Source organism: Cobetia sp. 2AS (assembly GCF_029846355.1).
In the GTDB taxonomy this organism is placed as follows: Bacteria; Pseudomonadota; Gammaproteobacteria; order Pseudomonadales; family Halomonadaceae; genus Cobetia; species Cobetia amphilecti.
This window is the reverse complement of record NZ_JARWKQ010000002.1, coordinates 1,003,944-1,017,620: the sequence shown is the minus strand read 5'-3', so window position 1 is coordinate 1,017,620 and position 13,677 is coordinate 1,003,944. Positions and strand designations below refer to the sequence as shown.

The window sequence follows — 13,677 nt, the reverse complement described above, 5'->3', positions numbered from 1 at the left end:
ACCGTATGTCTGCCGTGACGCTCGGCGCCCTTGAGGCAAGGGTCGACCGATAGAGGTGCCGACAGCTGCGGTTCCTGAGTCTGGAAGCGCTACCAGCTGCCATCCATGGCATCGGGGTCAGATGATCAGTTGTTCATGGCCTGCGGAAGATAGAGCACGATCTCCGGGAAGACGTGCATCAGCACGATGGAGAAGATCATCAGCAGGAAGAACGGCAGTGTCGCCTTGGTGATGGTGATGATGTCCTTGCCGGTCAGGCTCTGGATCACGAACAGGTTGAAGCCGACCGGCGGGGTGATCTGCGACATCTCGACCACGATGATCAGGTAGATACCGAACCAGATCAGGTCGAAACCGGCGGCTTCGATGACCGGCATGATGATGGAGGTCACCAGCAGGATCAGCGAGATGCCGTCGAGGAAGCAGCCCAGGATCAGCAGGAACAGCGTCAGCACCACCAGCAGCATGGTCGGCGACAGACCCAGGGTGGCGATGCCTTCGGCCAGCTGCATCGGAATCTGGGTGAAGCTCATCGCGGAGGACAGGAAGGAGGCACCGGCGATGATGAAGGCGATCATGCACGAGGTGCGCAGCGCCGCGAACAGCGATTCCTTGAAGGTGGCGGCGGTCATGTGGCCGTTGAGGCGCGCGATGATCAGCGACAGCACCACGCCGACCGCGGCCGCTTCGGTGGGTGACGCCAGGCCACCGTAGATACTGCCGAGGATGCCGCCGATCAGTGCCAGCAGCGGAATCAGCTGGGCGCTGTTGCGCAGCTTGGCCATGAAGCCCATGTGCGGCTCGTCATGGCCGGCGCGGCCCTGCGGCTCACCGACGACCTTCGACCAGATCGCCAGGTAGCCCATGAACAGGGCCAGCAGCAGCATGCCCGGCAGGACACCGGCGATGAACAGGCGCGAGATGGACTGCTCGGTGACTACGCCGTAGACGATCATCATGATCGACGGCGGAATCAGCAGGCCGAGGGTCGAGGCACTGGCGAGGGTACCGATGGCCAGGTTGCTGTCGTAGCCGCGACGTTCAAGTTCCGGCAGCGTCATCTTGCCGACGGTGGCACAGGTGGCGGCGGAGGAGCCGCACACGGCGGCGAACAGACCGCTGCCGATGATGTTGGAGTGCAGCAGACGGCCCGGCAGGCGATTGAGCCACGGTGCCAGCGCGCGGAACATGTTGTCGGCCAGTCCGGAGCGGAACAGGATCTCGCCCATCCACACGAACATCGGCAGGGCGGTCAGGTCCCAGCCGTAGCTGGCACCCCAGAAATCGGAGGCCAGGATCGGGCCGGTCTCGAAGGTGGAGAAGAAGGTCAGCACGATCCAGCCGGTGCCGATCAGCGAGAAGGCGACCCACACGCCGCTGCCGAGCAGCAAGGCGAGGGCCAGCAGAGTGACGAGGATGAGTGTCAGCATGTCATTCGGCTCCGTCTTCGGGCTCGGGCGCCACGTAGCTTGAGGGCGCGGTGAAGGCGGTGCGCAGCGTGGCGATCAGGGTCTCGAGAATCGCCAGGCACAGCAGGCCGGTACCGGCGACCAGCACGCTCTGCGGAATCCACAGCGGCAGCGCCAGCAGGCCGGAGGAGATGTCGTGGTACTCGAGGCTCTCGCCGACCAGCAGTACCAGTTCATGGGTGATCAACACGCTCAGGCCGAGTGCGATCAGCAGCGCGAGGCTTTCGATCCACACGCGCACGGCGGTCGGCAGGCGGTTGATGACCAGCGTCACGCGGATATGGGCGTGATGCGTGAAGGTGTAGGCGAGGCTCAGGAAGGTGGCGCCGACCAGCAGGAAGGCAGCCATTTCCGACACGCCGGAGATCTCGAAGCCGAGACGCTCGGCACCGAACATCACCATGATGGCGTCGATCAGGCGCAGGAAGACTTGCAGGCTGACGAGGGTGCAGATCAGCAGCATGCAGGCCGCCGCACCCCACGCACCGAGGCGATAGAGTCTGTCGAAGAAATAGGTCATGACGGGCGCTCACAGGGAAGGTGAGGGTGGCCACGCGATGCTGCGCACAGGCTTGTCCGTGGGTCACCTGCCGGCGGACGGCAGGTGTTGGAGTCTCGAGTGGCAAATCGCGTGGCGGGATAGCAACGCTGCAGCTGGGGTCAGTCAGGACATCTGCAGCGCTCAGGCAATGCTCAGACGTTGCTCAGGCAGTGCACGGTCGATGCGCTCAGCCACGTGACCAGCGTTCAACGCCGGGCAGTCGGGCTTGCGAGCGAATCTCAGGCATCCAGGTCTGCGCGGTAGCGCTCGAGCAGCTGCTGGCCTTCTTCACCGGCACGCGACTTCCAGTCCTGGAACAGCTTGTCACCGGCGGCCTTCAAGTCTTCGGCCAGCTTGGCGTCAGGCTCGCTGATGGTGAAGCCATTCTCGGTCAGCACCTTGGCGCTCTCGTCGGCATCGGCCTTGCTGGCTTCCCAGCCGCGGGTCTCGGCGGCCTTGGCGGCATCGAGCACGGCTTGCTGGGTGCTCTCGTCGAGACGATCGAAGGCGCGCTTGTTGACGAAGACGATGTTCTTCGGCAGCCACAGCTTGGCGTCGTTGTAGTGCTTGACGTAATCCCAGGCCGACATGGACTTGCCGGTGGAGCTGGAGGTGATCATCGCGTCGACACGGCCGGTGCTGAAGGCGGTGGGGATGTCGGCTTCTTCGGTCTCGGTGGGCTTGCCACCGACGTTCTCGACGAAGCGCTGGGTGTTGATGTTGGGTGCGCGGATACGCAGCCCCTTGAGCTGGGAGACGTCGGTCAGATCGAAGTCGGTGTAGATGCCCTGGGCCGGCCAGGCGACCGCGTACAGCGGCATCAGACCTTCCTTGGCGAACAGCTCGGTGATGTCCGGCTTGGAGGCCTGCCAGAGCGCGAAGGCTTCTTCGTAGCTGGAGGCGACGCCCGGCAGGGTGTCCAGCTCGTAGACCGGCGATTCGTTGGAGAGAATCGACAGGAAGATCTCACCGGCCTGGACGGTGCCGCGACGCACGGAAGGCTTGATCTCGCCGTGGGAGATCAGGGAACCGCCGCTGTGCACGGTCACGGTCAGCCCGCCATCGGTGGCCTCGGTGACGTCCTCGGCGAACTGCTTGGTGTTCTTGGTGTGGAAGCTGGCATCGCCATACGGAGTGGCGAGGTTCCACTGTGCCGCGAGTGCCGAGCCACTGAAGGCCAGGGCACCCACTGTCGCCAGCCAGGCGAAGGACTTGACTGTCGGGGTCTTGCGAGTGAGGGAATCGTTGGGCTTACGCATGTCTTGTTCCTCATTATTATTGAATGTTGTCGGCAGACAATTTCATTCTTCAAGCGACGGGCCATCCCGTCCAATCGTTAATTCTGATGCGTAGTATCGATGAAATCTTTCACAGTGTCGTCGCATGAAAGCCTTTGACGATATTGTTAGACCTTGGTCTGACGCTGATCTGATGCAGGGCAGGGCGCGATCAACCCTGACTCAGCGCATGGCAGGCGGCCTGATCAGGGATCGGAATGCGCGTGTTGCTGCGAGTAGGTCTCGGCACACTGGCGGCCGAGGCGTGCCACGCTGGCACAGAAATCGGGATAGTTGGCATTGCGCCAGATGGCTTCATAGACCATTGGCGGCAATGGGGTCTTCAGTGGCAGGCGCACCAGTTCGCCGTGGCTGATGACATCCTCCACCGTGGCGACCGGCAGTACGCCGATGCCGAGCCCTTCGCTGCTCATGCGCAGAATGGTCATCAGGGTGCTGGTGCAGTGCACCTTGGGCTGGGTGATGCCCTGTTCCGACAGATAGCTGACCAGCTCGGTATAGGGGCGCGCCTGCTTGCTGAAGGAGATGAATGGTGTGGAGGCGAAGCGCTCGCCATCCTCGGCCAGCTGCCCGGCGAGGGTCGGCGAGGCGAACATGCCCATCTCGAAGGTGCACAGCGGAGTCTGGGTGGCGTAGGGCCCCATGGCGGCGCTGTCCATCGCGAACAGCATGTCGAGATCATTGTCGGCCAGACGCTGATGCAGGGAGGGCGAGATATCGACGGTCATTTCCAGCGTCAGCTTGGGATAGCGTTCGGCCAGCTGGCGCATGAAGGCGGGGAACCAGCTGTTGGCAATGGTCTCGATCACGCCCAGACGCAGGGTGCCTGAGAAGGCGCCTTCTTCCTGAAACAGGCGCATGGCTTCGTCGCGGCCACTGAGCAGGCGCTCGGCGTGGGCGAAGAATTCTCGCCCGCGCAGGGTGGGCTGGATGGGGCGGGTGGCGCGTTCCAGCAGGGATTCGCCGACGGTGGCTTCCAGGCGGTTGATGCGGTCCGAGATGGAGGGCTGGGTCAGGTGAAGCTTGGTCGCGCCCTTGCGGAACGAGCCAAGCCGGACCACCCAGACGAAGGCCTCGAGTTCCTTGAAGTCGAACATGGCAGATGCCCCGTGATGAATCGTGAAGACCGCCCATCTTGCCGCATGCGGCGCGGGGCGTCAGCTTTCATCACGGGGCATGGCCCGCGTCAGGCCGGGCGCGGGCTCATTCGCTTGCGCGGGTCGTTCACGTCATTTGCGAAACAGCTGGCTCTCGCGGTCCTTGAAGGCCTTGAATTCAAGCGCATTGCCGGTGGGGTCGAGGAAGAACATCGTCGCCTGTTCGCCGGGTTCGCCCTTGAAGCGGATATGGGGCTCGATCTCGAAGGTGACGCCCTCGGCGATGAGGCGGTCCGCCAGTGCCTGCCAGGCGTCCATCTCCAGTACCACGCCGAAGTGCGGCACCGGCACGCCATGGCCATCGACCGGATTGCGGTGCTGAGCGACGGCGCTTGCCGGGTCGGCCAGCGCCGGATTCAGGTGACAGACGAATTGGTGGCCATAGAGGTCGAAATCGACCCAGCTGTCGGACGAGCGGCCCTCGGGGCAGCCCAGAAACTCGCCATAGAAGCGGCGTGCCTCGGCGATATCGCGGACCTGGATGGCGAGGTGGAACGGGTCGCTGACGGCCATGGTGAAACTCCTGTTGTTGTTGGGGATTCGGCTGAGCAAGGAATGACTTCAGACAAGCGGTGGGCGGGGTGACAGGCCCTGAAGTCACCGCTCGGCTCGCCCAAGACAGAAGCATGACGCGCTCTGTCGGGCAAGCGATACACGGCCGGTGCTTTCATGGCGCAAGATGATGAAAGATTTCACCGATATGACGAATCATAAAATACGATTGGATACCAAGGCGGCCCCTTACATAGAGTGGAGGCATAACAACACACAAGATCTGACCTGTGAGGTTCCGCTATGTCCCGCTCTGCTCCCTCCCTCCCCCTGCTCAACTGCGATATGGGCGAAAGCTTCGGCAACTGGAAGATCGGTCTGGATGAAGAGGTCATGCCCTTCGTCGACTGCGCCAATATCGCCTGTGGTTTCCACGCCTCCGACCCCACCATCATGCGCCGCACCGTGCGTCTGGCGGTCAAGCATGACGTGCGCATCGGCGCGCACCCGGCCTACCCGGACCTGCAAGGCTTCGGCCGTCGCTCGATGGCGTGCTCGCCTGCCGAGGTCGAGGACATGCTGCTCTATCAGATCGGCGCGCTCGATGGCATCTGTCGCGCCGAAGGCACTCGTGTTCAGTACGTGAAGCCGCATGGTGCGCTCTACAACGACATGGCCGCCGACCCGACGCTGCTGCGTGCCGTCATGCAGGCCGTGGTGCGCTATGACGCCAGCCTGCCGCTGATGGTGATGGCGACCGCCAACCCCGCGCCGATGCAGGCGCTGGCCGACGAAATGGGCATCACGCTGTGGTTCGAGGCCTTCGCCGACCGTGCCTACGACTCACGCGGCCACCTGGTGTCGCGCCGTGAGCCGGGCGCCGTGCATCACGACAGCGAGGTGATCATCGCCCAGTCCGTGACGCTGGCGCGTGGTGAAGCGCTGACCGACAGCAGCGGCGGTGACCTGGTGCTGTCCGCCGATACGCTGTGCGTGCACGGTGACAACGCCGAGTCCGTGGCCGCGGTGCGCGCCATCCGTGAAGCCTTCGATACGTTGGCGGGTGCCTGATGGCGGGGGCTGACAGCCACGGCCGTGGCACGTCACCGCAACTGCGCCTCGAGACCGTCGGCATGGACTCGCTGATCATCCGGCTGTTCGATCGCATCGAGGAATCCAACATGGCCTGGGTGCTGGCCGCCGACAGTGCGCTGCGTGAGGCCTTCGGCGCGGCGCTGGTCGATCTGGTGCCGTCCTACACCACGCTGCTGCTGCACTACGATGTGGCCGCGCTGGAAGAAGGCGAGGCGCGTGCCCGCATCCAGGCCGCGCTGGCGGATCTCGCGCCGGGCAGTGGCCAGCAGGGCCAGCTGCATGAAGTGCCCGTCTGGTACGACGACAGTGTCGGGCCGGAGCTGGCGCCGATCGCCGCGCGGCTGGGCATCAGCGTCGAGGCACTGATCGAGCGTCACGGGGCGCATGACTACTGCGTGTTCGCCCTCGGCTTCGCGCCCGGTTTCGCCTTCATGGGCGTGCTGGAAGAGGCGCTGACCACGCCGCGCCTCAAGACGCCGCGCCAGAAGATCGCCCCCGGCAGCGTCGGCATCGCCGACCGTCAGGCCGCCATCTACCCGTCACGCTCACCCGGCGGCTGGAACATTCTGGGCCGTACGCCCATCACCCTGTTCGGGCGCAACGAGGCCGGTGAACCGTCCAGTCGTTTCATGCCCGGTGATCGCGTGCGCTTTGTCTCCGTGAGCCGAGAGGAATTCGTTCGCCTGGGCGGCGATGTCACCCCGCTGGAGGAGCGCGCATGAGCGACGTGAAGACGAAGACGACGCTGCGCGTCGAGCGAAGTGGTGCCCTGGCGCTGGTGCAGGATGCTGGCCGTCTGGGCGTGCGTCACCTGGGCGTGACCCAGGGCGGCGCGGCGGACTGGGTGTCGCTGGGTTGGGCCAACTGGCTGCTGGGCAACGCCCATGATGCGCCGGGGCTCGAGATCACCATGGGCGGCGGCTTGCTGCTCAAGGTCGAACAGGCCGGCACTCTGGCGCTGTGCGGGGCAGATCTGGCCGCGACCCTCGACGGCGAGGTGCTCGCGCCGGGTCAGGCCTTCGAGGTGGCCAGCGGACAGCAGCTCAAGTTCGAGCGTCCCGTCGCTGGCCTGCGCGCCTATCTGGCCTTCCCCGGTGGCCTGGATGTCGCCCCGGTGCTGGGCAGTGCCGCCAGCACGGTGCGCGACGGCCTCGGCGGGCTGGATGGCGAAGGGCGGGCACTGGCCAGCGGTGATGTGCTGACGGCTGCCAGCAATGAGCTGTCGCTGCGCGAGCTGCCGGCCTTGGCACAGGCATGGCAGCAGTCGCTGGCCGTCAAGGAAGGCGAGGCGCTGGAGTTGCCGCTGGTCGTGGGGGCGCAGATCGCCGAGTTCAGTGGCGACAGCCTCTATCGCGCCTTCAACAGCGAATGGGCGGTGGATGGGCGCGCCGATCGCATGGGCGTGCGCTTGACTGGCCCGCGTCTCGAGCGGGACGGGGCGGGCATGGTGTCCGAGGGCATTCCGCTGGGCGCCGTGCAGGTGCCGGCCGATGGCCAGCCCATCATATTGCTCAATGATCGCCAGACCATCGGCGGCTACCCGCGCCTTGGCGCGCTGACGCCATTGGCCTGCGCACAGCTCGGGCAATGTGTGCCGGGCACCCGGGTGCGACTGGCGGCCGTGACACCGGGTCAGGCGCGCCGTGATCACCTCGAGGTGCTGGCCGGCTGGCAGTCGTGATGCGCCGCAGCGGAGCTTTCAGCTCGACGCCTGCAGGCCAGAGCGTCTAGATCTGAGCGTGCTGACCTGAGCGACTGGATCGAAGCGCGCAGACAAAAAAAGGGCCTCCAAGTGGAGGCCCTTTCGGTTTTCCCGTGAGGGAATCTTTGATGCTGTTGGGAGTGATTGATCAGATCACGCCCTTGATGAACAGATTCCCGGAGAAACGTTGCGCGAGCATCGGGAAACGTTGCACTGACTCGTGGGTATCGATGAAACACGAAGCAATGCGGTCATCATGTCGGGCACATTACCCTCACATGCTGACGGGTAACGAACGGCTTATCCCCCGAACGGGACTGTACTGGCAAGAATAACGGTTGAGGCAGGCGGATGCCAGTCATTTGCGAGCGCTGTTTCCTAATTTTTTCCTCGCCGCGTTCCTGCGGTGAGGTCTGCTGATTCATCGCGCCTTTCACTGCCGGGCAGGACGCTTGCGCAGGCGCCACAGGTGAACCTCCAGCCAGCCGGCTTCCAGGGCCAGCATCAGGTTGCGTTGCATCTGGGAAAAGGCCGGGCCGAAGACCAGTTCCGGCGTCAGGCCGCGGGCGGCCAGCATGGCCGGCGAGGGCGCAGGCGCATCATCACGGTAGGCACCGGGCTGCTCGCTGGTGCTCTCGCGCATGCGCCGCGCCTGCCAGCTCAGCACCTGATCGGTCAGCTCGACATGGGCATCAACCTCGAAGCCACTGCTGGCCATCGCCTCATGCAACTCCTCGCAGCTAGCCAGCCGGTCGCCACGCGGTGACAGCGCCCACGGCAGTGGCAGGGCAGGGCGCTCGCCAAACGCCTGCGCCTGCACGCTGAGCACCGGCTCGTGCAGCAGGAGATAGCCATCCTGCTCGAGACAGTCATGCCACTGGGTGAGCGTGCTGACCTTGTCGCTCAGATGCACCAGCAGGTGCTGGCTGAAGAGGCGATCAAAGCGGCGGCCCGACAGTGCCGGATGCAGCTCGGGGTAGCAGGCATCGCCCTCCAGCACGCGAATCGACTCGCGCAGTCCGGTGGCCCGGTTGAGGGCGATCGCCAGCTCGCAGAGGCTGCTCGAGAGATCCAGCGTGGTGATGTGGTGGTCCGCTCCGGTGTCCCGCGACTGGCTGGCAATATGCCGCGCCAGCCCGCCAAGGCCGGCGCCGAGTTCGAGCATCGCCAGCCCCCGCGACTGGGGTTCCAGCCGGGCGAGGGCCAGCAGCTCGCGGGTGCCCGTCACGCCACCCAGATGCAGTTGGTCCAGCCCGGCCAGTGCCATGATCGGCAGCGCGCCGCTCGGGTGGGCATCGATCAGCGTCTCGAGCGCCTCGTCGAGGGCCGCATGATGGTGGCTCGCCGCATAGTGGGCGATCTGCTGACGAGCGCTGCTCAGGTGGCGTGTGGCGGGGGCGTCATCCTCCTCCTCGCGTGACGTGCTCACCTGGCCAGGCCCAGTTCTTGCGTCGCGGCCTCGCGCATCTTGAACTTCTGGATCTTGCCGGTCACGGTCATCGGGAATTCCTCCACGAACTTGATGTAGCGCGGCACCTTGAAGTGAGCGATACGTCCCTGGCAGAACGCCTTGAGCGCCGGTTCATCGAGCTGCTCGCCTTCCTTGAGCTTGACCCATGCCATCACTTCCTCGCCATACCGCTCATCGGGCACGCCGATCACCTGCACGTCCGACACCGCAGGGTGGGTGTAGAGGAAGTCCTCGATCTCGCGCGGATAGATGTTCTCGCCACCGCGGATGATCATGTCCTTGATACGTCCCACGATCGTCACGTAGCCGTCTTCATCCAGCGTAGCGAGGTCGCCGGTATGCATCCAGCGGCCGGCATCGATGGCCTTGGCGGTGGCCTCCGGATTGTTCCAGTAGCCCAGCATCACGCTGTAACCCCGCGTGCACAGCTCGCCCTTCTCGCCGAGCGGCACCACGCGCCCGCTGTCAGGGTCGATGATCTTGATCTCCAGATGCGGGTGCAGGGTACCGACGGTGGAGACGCGCTTGTCCAGCGGCGCCTCACGCGTGGTCTGCAGACTCACCGGGCTGGTCTCGGTCATGCCGTAGGCGATGGTGACCTCGCGCATGTGCATGCGCTCGATGACCTGGCGCATCACCTCGATGGGGCAAATGGAGCCGGCCATGGTGCCGGTGCGCAGGCTGGTGAGGTCGAATTCGGCGAAGCGCGGGTGTTCGAGTTCGGCGATGAACATCGTCGGCACGCCGAACATCGCGGTGGCGCTCTCCTCGCTGACCGCCTGCAGGGTGGCCAGCGGATCGAAGCCCGCTTCCGGATAGACGATGGCGGCGCCGTGGGTCAGGCAGCCCAGATTGCCCATCACCATGCCGAAGCAGTGATAGAGCGGCACCGGCATCACCAGCTTGTCGTGCTCGCTGAGATTCATGCGCTCGGCGACGAAGAAGCCGTTGTTGAGGATGTTGTGGTGCGAGAGGGTCGCGCCCTTGGGGGCGCCGGTGGTGCCGGAGGTGTACTGGATATTGATCGGGTCATCGAAGGTCAGACTGGCCTGCAGCTCGCTGAGTGTCTCGACGGAGACACTAGCGGCACCGCTGAGCACATCCTGCCAGTTGAGCATGCCGGGCAGGGCATCCTCGGCTTCGAAGCAGATCAGGCGCCTGAGGTCCGGCAGCGCGCCATTGTGAATGCCATCGCGGCCGCGGGCCTCCCTGGCCTCAGGGAACAGCTCCTCGAGGATCGCCACATAGTCGGACGCCTTGAAGCGAGACTGGAAGATCAGCGTCGCCGCGCCGGATTGCTTGAGGGCGTAGGCCAGTTCATGGCCACGATAGCTCGGGTTGAGATTGACCAGCACCACGCCGATCTTGGCGGTGGCGTATTGGATCAGCGTCCATTCGGCGCGATTGGGCGCCCAGATGCCGACGCGGTCGCCGCGCTCGATGCCCATCGCCAGCAGGCCGCGCGCCACGCGCTCGACCTCTGCGTGCAGTTCGGCCCAGGTGTAGCGCAGTCCCTGATGGCGACTGATCAGGGCGTCGCGCTCGGGCCAGCGCGCGCAGATGCGATCAAGGCAATCCCCGATGGTTTCTCCCATCAGTGGCGTGTCGGAGGTAGCGCTGAGATAGCTGGCTGACTGGCTTGCGTGTGCCATTTCGCTGGCAGGCTGGCGTGTGGCGATGGCGTCCTGTGACATGGTGCTTTCCTGTGTCCTTGGTTGTTATTGGTGAGGCAAGGCTTGTCAGGGGGAGCCGCCTCAGGGAGGCGGTGACGCAGTGTTGTCGTTCTTTTAGTTTTTGTCGTCTGGTCGTGCTGTCGTCTTGTCGTGAGGTCAGCGGGCGACGCGCTGCTCTCCGGCAGTCTGCTGTCGCCCGCACTCGCGAGGCGCTGGTCAGTTTTCTACTGACGATTCTCTATAGACAGTCTAGTCGCTGTCACTTGTGTAGCCGGCAGTTATATAGCTGCTGCTGGCACGAGTGGGTTCTGGCGTTGTTGACTCCAATCAGCTCTCGCTGTCGCCGGCCAGGCGGGCGAGGGCTTCGCGGGCACGTGTCTCGACGTCGTCCAGTTCACGTTGCATGGCGGTGAGATCGCGCAGCTGTCGCTCAAGGCCCTCACGCTTTTCGCTCAGGATGCCAAGCAGGCGGGTGAGCTGCTTCTCGCCACCGCCGTCGGCGGCGTCGTAGAGGTCGACCACTTCACGAATCTCGGCCAGCGAGAAGCCCAGTCGCTTGCCGCGCAGGGTCAGCTTGAGACGCACGCGGTCCTTGTCGCGATAGACGCGCGTCTGACCGCGCCGCTCCGGGTGCAGCAGACCTTCCTGCTCGTAGAAGCGGATGGTGCGCGTGGTCACGTCGAAATGCCGTGCCAGCTCGCCGATGCTCCAGGTGCGCTGGGTCGGACGGATGGCGTCGCTGGTGCTGGTGGTGCTCAGCAGGGACTCCACACCGGTATCGTGTGTCGCGCCATCAGGCGTTGCCCGGGATTTGGGGTCAGGACTTGGGGTCATCATCGTATCTGTCATGGGCGCTGCCGCTCCGGATGCTGTGCGCGCCAAGGAGAGGGGAATGCTCCTTGGCGCAGTGGGTGCCAGCGGCGTCTGGCCGTGAATTTTCTACAGACTAGCATTGTTTACGTTAACGTAAAGGGTAATAGTATTTGCAGCCAACCAAGCAGATGCTAGGTTGAATCAGATCACAGTCTCGGCTTGCCGTTTTCTGCAGGACGGCCTGGTTCTGCAGAACGTCTTCAGCTCTGCAAGGCGGCTCGCCTGACGACTTCGGCTCTGTTGACACACTGTCTTCCTCCCAATAACAACAGCCACAGGAATGCCACGCCATGTCTTCGACGTCTCTCACGCCCTCCACTGACGCGTCCTCTACTACCAGTTCACTGGATCTGCTGTCACGCCTGCGCGCCGTGGTCGCCGGTGACAGCGCGCCGCTGGTGCTGCCTCAGCTGATCAATGGTCAGTTTGTCGAAAGTCGCGCCGATCAGCACCTGAGCGTCACCAACCCGGCCACCAACGGCGAGATCGCCCGCGTGCCCCTGTCACCGCTGAGTGAGCTGGATGAAGCGCTGGACCACGCCGAGCAGGCCTTCCAGTGCTGGCGCAACACGCCGGTGCCGACCCGTGCCCGCCTGATGCTCAGTTATCAGCATCTGCTCAAGCAGCATCATGACGAGCTGGCCGAGATCATCTCCCACGAGCTGGGCAAGACCTTCGAGGACGCCAAGGGCGATGTGTGGCGCGGCATCGAGGTGGTCGAGCACGCCGCCAACATTCCCAGCCTGCTGATGGGCGAGACGGTGGAGAACGTCGCCACCGGCATCGACAGCTATTCCGTGACCCAGTCGCTGGGTGTCTGCTTGGGCATCACGCCGTTCAACTTCCCCGCCATGATACCGCTGTGGATGTTCCCGCTGTCCATCGCCTGTGGCAATGCCTTCGTGATCAAGCCGTCCGAGCAGGTGCCGCTGACCACGCTGCGGCTGGCGGAGCTGTTCATGGAAGCGGGTGCCCCCGAGGGCATCCTGACCGTGGTGCAGGGCGGGCGCGATCAGGTCAATCATCTGCTCGCCCACGAGATTCCGCGCACCGTCAGCTTCGTCGGCTCGGTACCGGTGGGTCAGCACATCTATCGCACCGCCACTGACAACCTCAAGCGCGCCCAGTGCTTCGCCGGGGCCAAGAACCACATGGTGATCATGCCGGACGCCCCGGCCGACCAGGTGGTCAATGCGCTGGTCGGTGCCAGTGTCGGCGCGGCGGGTCAGCGTTGCATGGCGATCTCGGTGGCGGTCTTCGTCGGTGATTCGAAGGCCTTGATCGAGCGCGTGCGCGACGCCCTGGCCGAGGTGCGCCCGGGCGCCTGGGATGACAAGGGCGCCAGCTACGGGCCGCTGATCTCGCCGCAGGCGCTGGAGCGCGTGACCGGCTGGATCCAGCAGGGCGAGCAGGAAGGCGCCGAGCTGCTGCTGGATGGTCGCGGCGTCTCGGTGGCGGGCTATCCCGATGGCAACTGGCTGGGGCCGTGTCTGTTCTCCAGGGTGACGCCGGAGATGGTGCTCTATCGCGAGGAAATCTTCGGGCCGGTGCTGTGCTGCATGGAGGCGGCGGACCTGTCCGAGGCCATCGAGCTGATCAACAACAACCCCTACGGCAACGGCACCTCCATCTTCACGCGCTCCGGCGGCGCGGCGCGGCGCTTCCAGAACGAGATCGCGGTCGGTCAGGTCGGCATCAACGTGCCGATTCCGGTGCCGCTGCCGTTCTTCTCCTTCACCGGCTGGCGCGGCAGTTTCTTCGGCGATCTGCATGCCTATGGCAAGCAGGCGGTGCGCTTCTATACCGAGACCAAGACGGTGACGGCGCGCTGGTTCGATGACGCGCCGGCCGAGGGCAATCAGCCCAACTTCTCGATCCAGATGCGTTAAGCGAGTTTTGTCGTCAA

12 protein-coding genes are annotated in these 13,677 nt (G+C 64.5%); 4 read left to right on the top strand and 8 right to left on the bottom strand.

What is annotated here, in order from left to right:
* Nucleotides 1-125: 125 nt before the first annotated feature.
* From QD356_RS09465 to QD356_RS09445, 5 genes are all read right to left on the bottom strand, one after another.
* Complete coding sequence (locus tag QD356_RS09465) at nt 126-1,430, bottom strand: TRAP transporter large permease subunit (RefSeq protein WP_043331336.1); 1,305 nt, start codon at nt 1,428-1,430, stop codon at nt 126-128.
* A 1-nt stretch (nt 1,431) separates the two neighbouring features.
* On the bottom strand, nt 1,432-1,989 hold the full coding sequence (locus QD356_RS09460) for a TRAP transporter small permease (RefSeq protein ID WP_192837565.1): 558 nt from the start codon (nt 1,987-1,989) through the stop codon (nt 1,432-1,434).
* 260 nt (nt 1,990-2,249) lie between these two features.
* Complete coding sequence (locus QD356_RS09455; RefSeq protein ID WP_192837566.1) at nt 2,250-3,269, bottom strand: TRAP transporter substrate-binding protein; 1,020 nt, start codon at nt 3,267-3,269, stop codon at nt 2,250-2,252.
* A gap of 224 nt (nt 3,270-3,493) precedes the next feature.
* Nucleotides 3,494-4,405, bottom strand: a complete 912-nt coding sequence (locus QD356_RS09450) for a LysR family transcriptional regulator (RefSeq protein ID WP_153636298.1) — start codon at nt 4,403-4,405, stop codon at nt 3,494-3,496.
* Between the two features lie 132 nt (nt 4,406-4,537).
* A complete protein-coding gene (locus QD356_RS09445; RefSeq protein ID WP_054555510.1) occupies nt 4,538-4,978 on the bottom strand; it encodes a VOC family protein in 441 nt (146 codons plus the stop codon).
* 282 nt (nt 4,979-5,260) lie between these two features.
* Between QD356_RS09445 and QD356_RS09440 the strand changes: the two genes are divergently transcribed.
* The 3 genes from QD356_RS09440 to QD356_RS09430 are packed head-to-tail and all read left to right on the top strand — an operon-like array spanning nt 5,261 to nt 7,733.
* Nucleotides 5,261-6,028: a 5-oxoprolinase subunit PxpA gene (locus tag QD356_RS09440; RefSeq protein WP_054555509.1), complete on the top strand. Its 768-nt coding sequence runs from the start codon at nt 5,261-5,263 to the stop codon at nt 6,026-6,028.
* Nucleotides 6,028-6,774 carry an allophanate hydrolase subunit 1 gene (locus tag QD356_RS09435; protein ID WP_054555508.1) on the top strand — a complete coding sequence of 249 codons (747 nt, stop codon included), beginning with the start codon at nt 6,028-6,030 and terminating at the stop codon, nt 6,772-6,774. Before QD356_RS09440 ends, QD356_RS09435 begins: the two co-directional genes overlap by 1 nt.
* Nucleotides 6,771-7,733, top strand: a complete 963-nt coding sequence (locus QD356_RS09430; RefSeq protein WP_192837567.1) for a biotin-dependent carboxyltransferase family protein — start codon at nt 6,771-6,773, stop codon at nt 7,731-7,733. Before QD356_RS09435 ends, QD356_RS09430 begins: the two co-directional genes overlap by 4 nt.
* Before the next feature lie 454 nt (nt 7,734-8,187).
* Here the strand turns inward: QD356_RS09430 and QD356_RS09425 are convergent, their stop codons facing one another.
* The 3 genes from QD356_RS09425 to QD356_RS09415 form a co-directional block, all read right to left on the bottom strand.
* Complete coding sequence (locus tag QD356_RS09425) at nt 8,188-9,183, bottom strand: class I SAM-dependent methyltransferase (RefSeq protein WP_192837568.1); 996 nt, start codon at nt 9,181-9,183, stop codon at nt 8,188-8,190.
* Nucleotides 9,180-10,877, bottom strand: a complete 1,698-nt coding sequence (locus QD356_RS09420) for an AMP-binding protein (RefSeq protein ID WP_192837835.1) — start codon at nt 10,875-10,877, stop codon at nt 9,180-9,182. Before QD356_RS09420 ends, QD356_RS09425 begins: the two co-directional genes overlap by 4 nt.
* A gap of 348 nt (nt 10,878-11,225) precedes the next feature.
* Complete coding sequence (locus tag QD356_RS09415; RefSeq protein ID WP_317292249.1) at nt 11,226-11,747, bottom strand: MerR family DNA-binding transcriptional regulator; 522 nt, start codon at nt 11,745-11,747, stop codon at nt 11,226-11,228.
* 314 nt (nt 11,748-12,061) lie between these two features.
* Between QD356_RS09415 and QD356_RS09410 the strand changes: the two genes are divergently transcribed.
* Complete coding sequence (locus QD356_RS09410) at nt 12,062-13,660, top strand: CoA-acylating methylmalonate-semialdehyde dehydrogenase (RefSeq protein WP_192837569.1); 1,599 nt, start codon at nt 12,062-12,064, stop codon at nt 13,658-13,660.
* Nucleotides 13,661-13,677 lie beyond the last annotated feature (17 nt).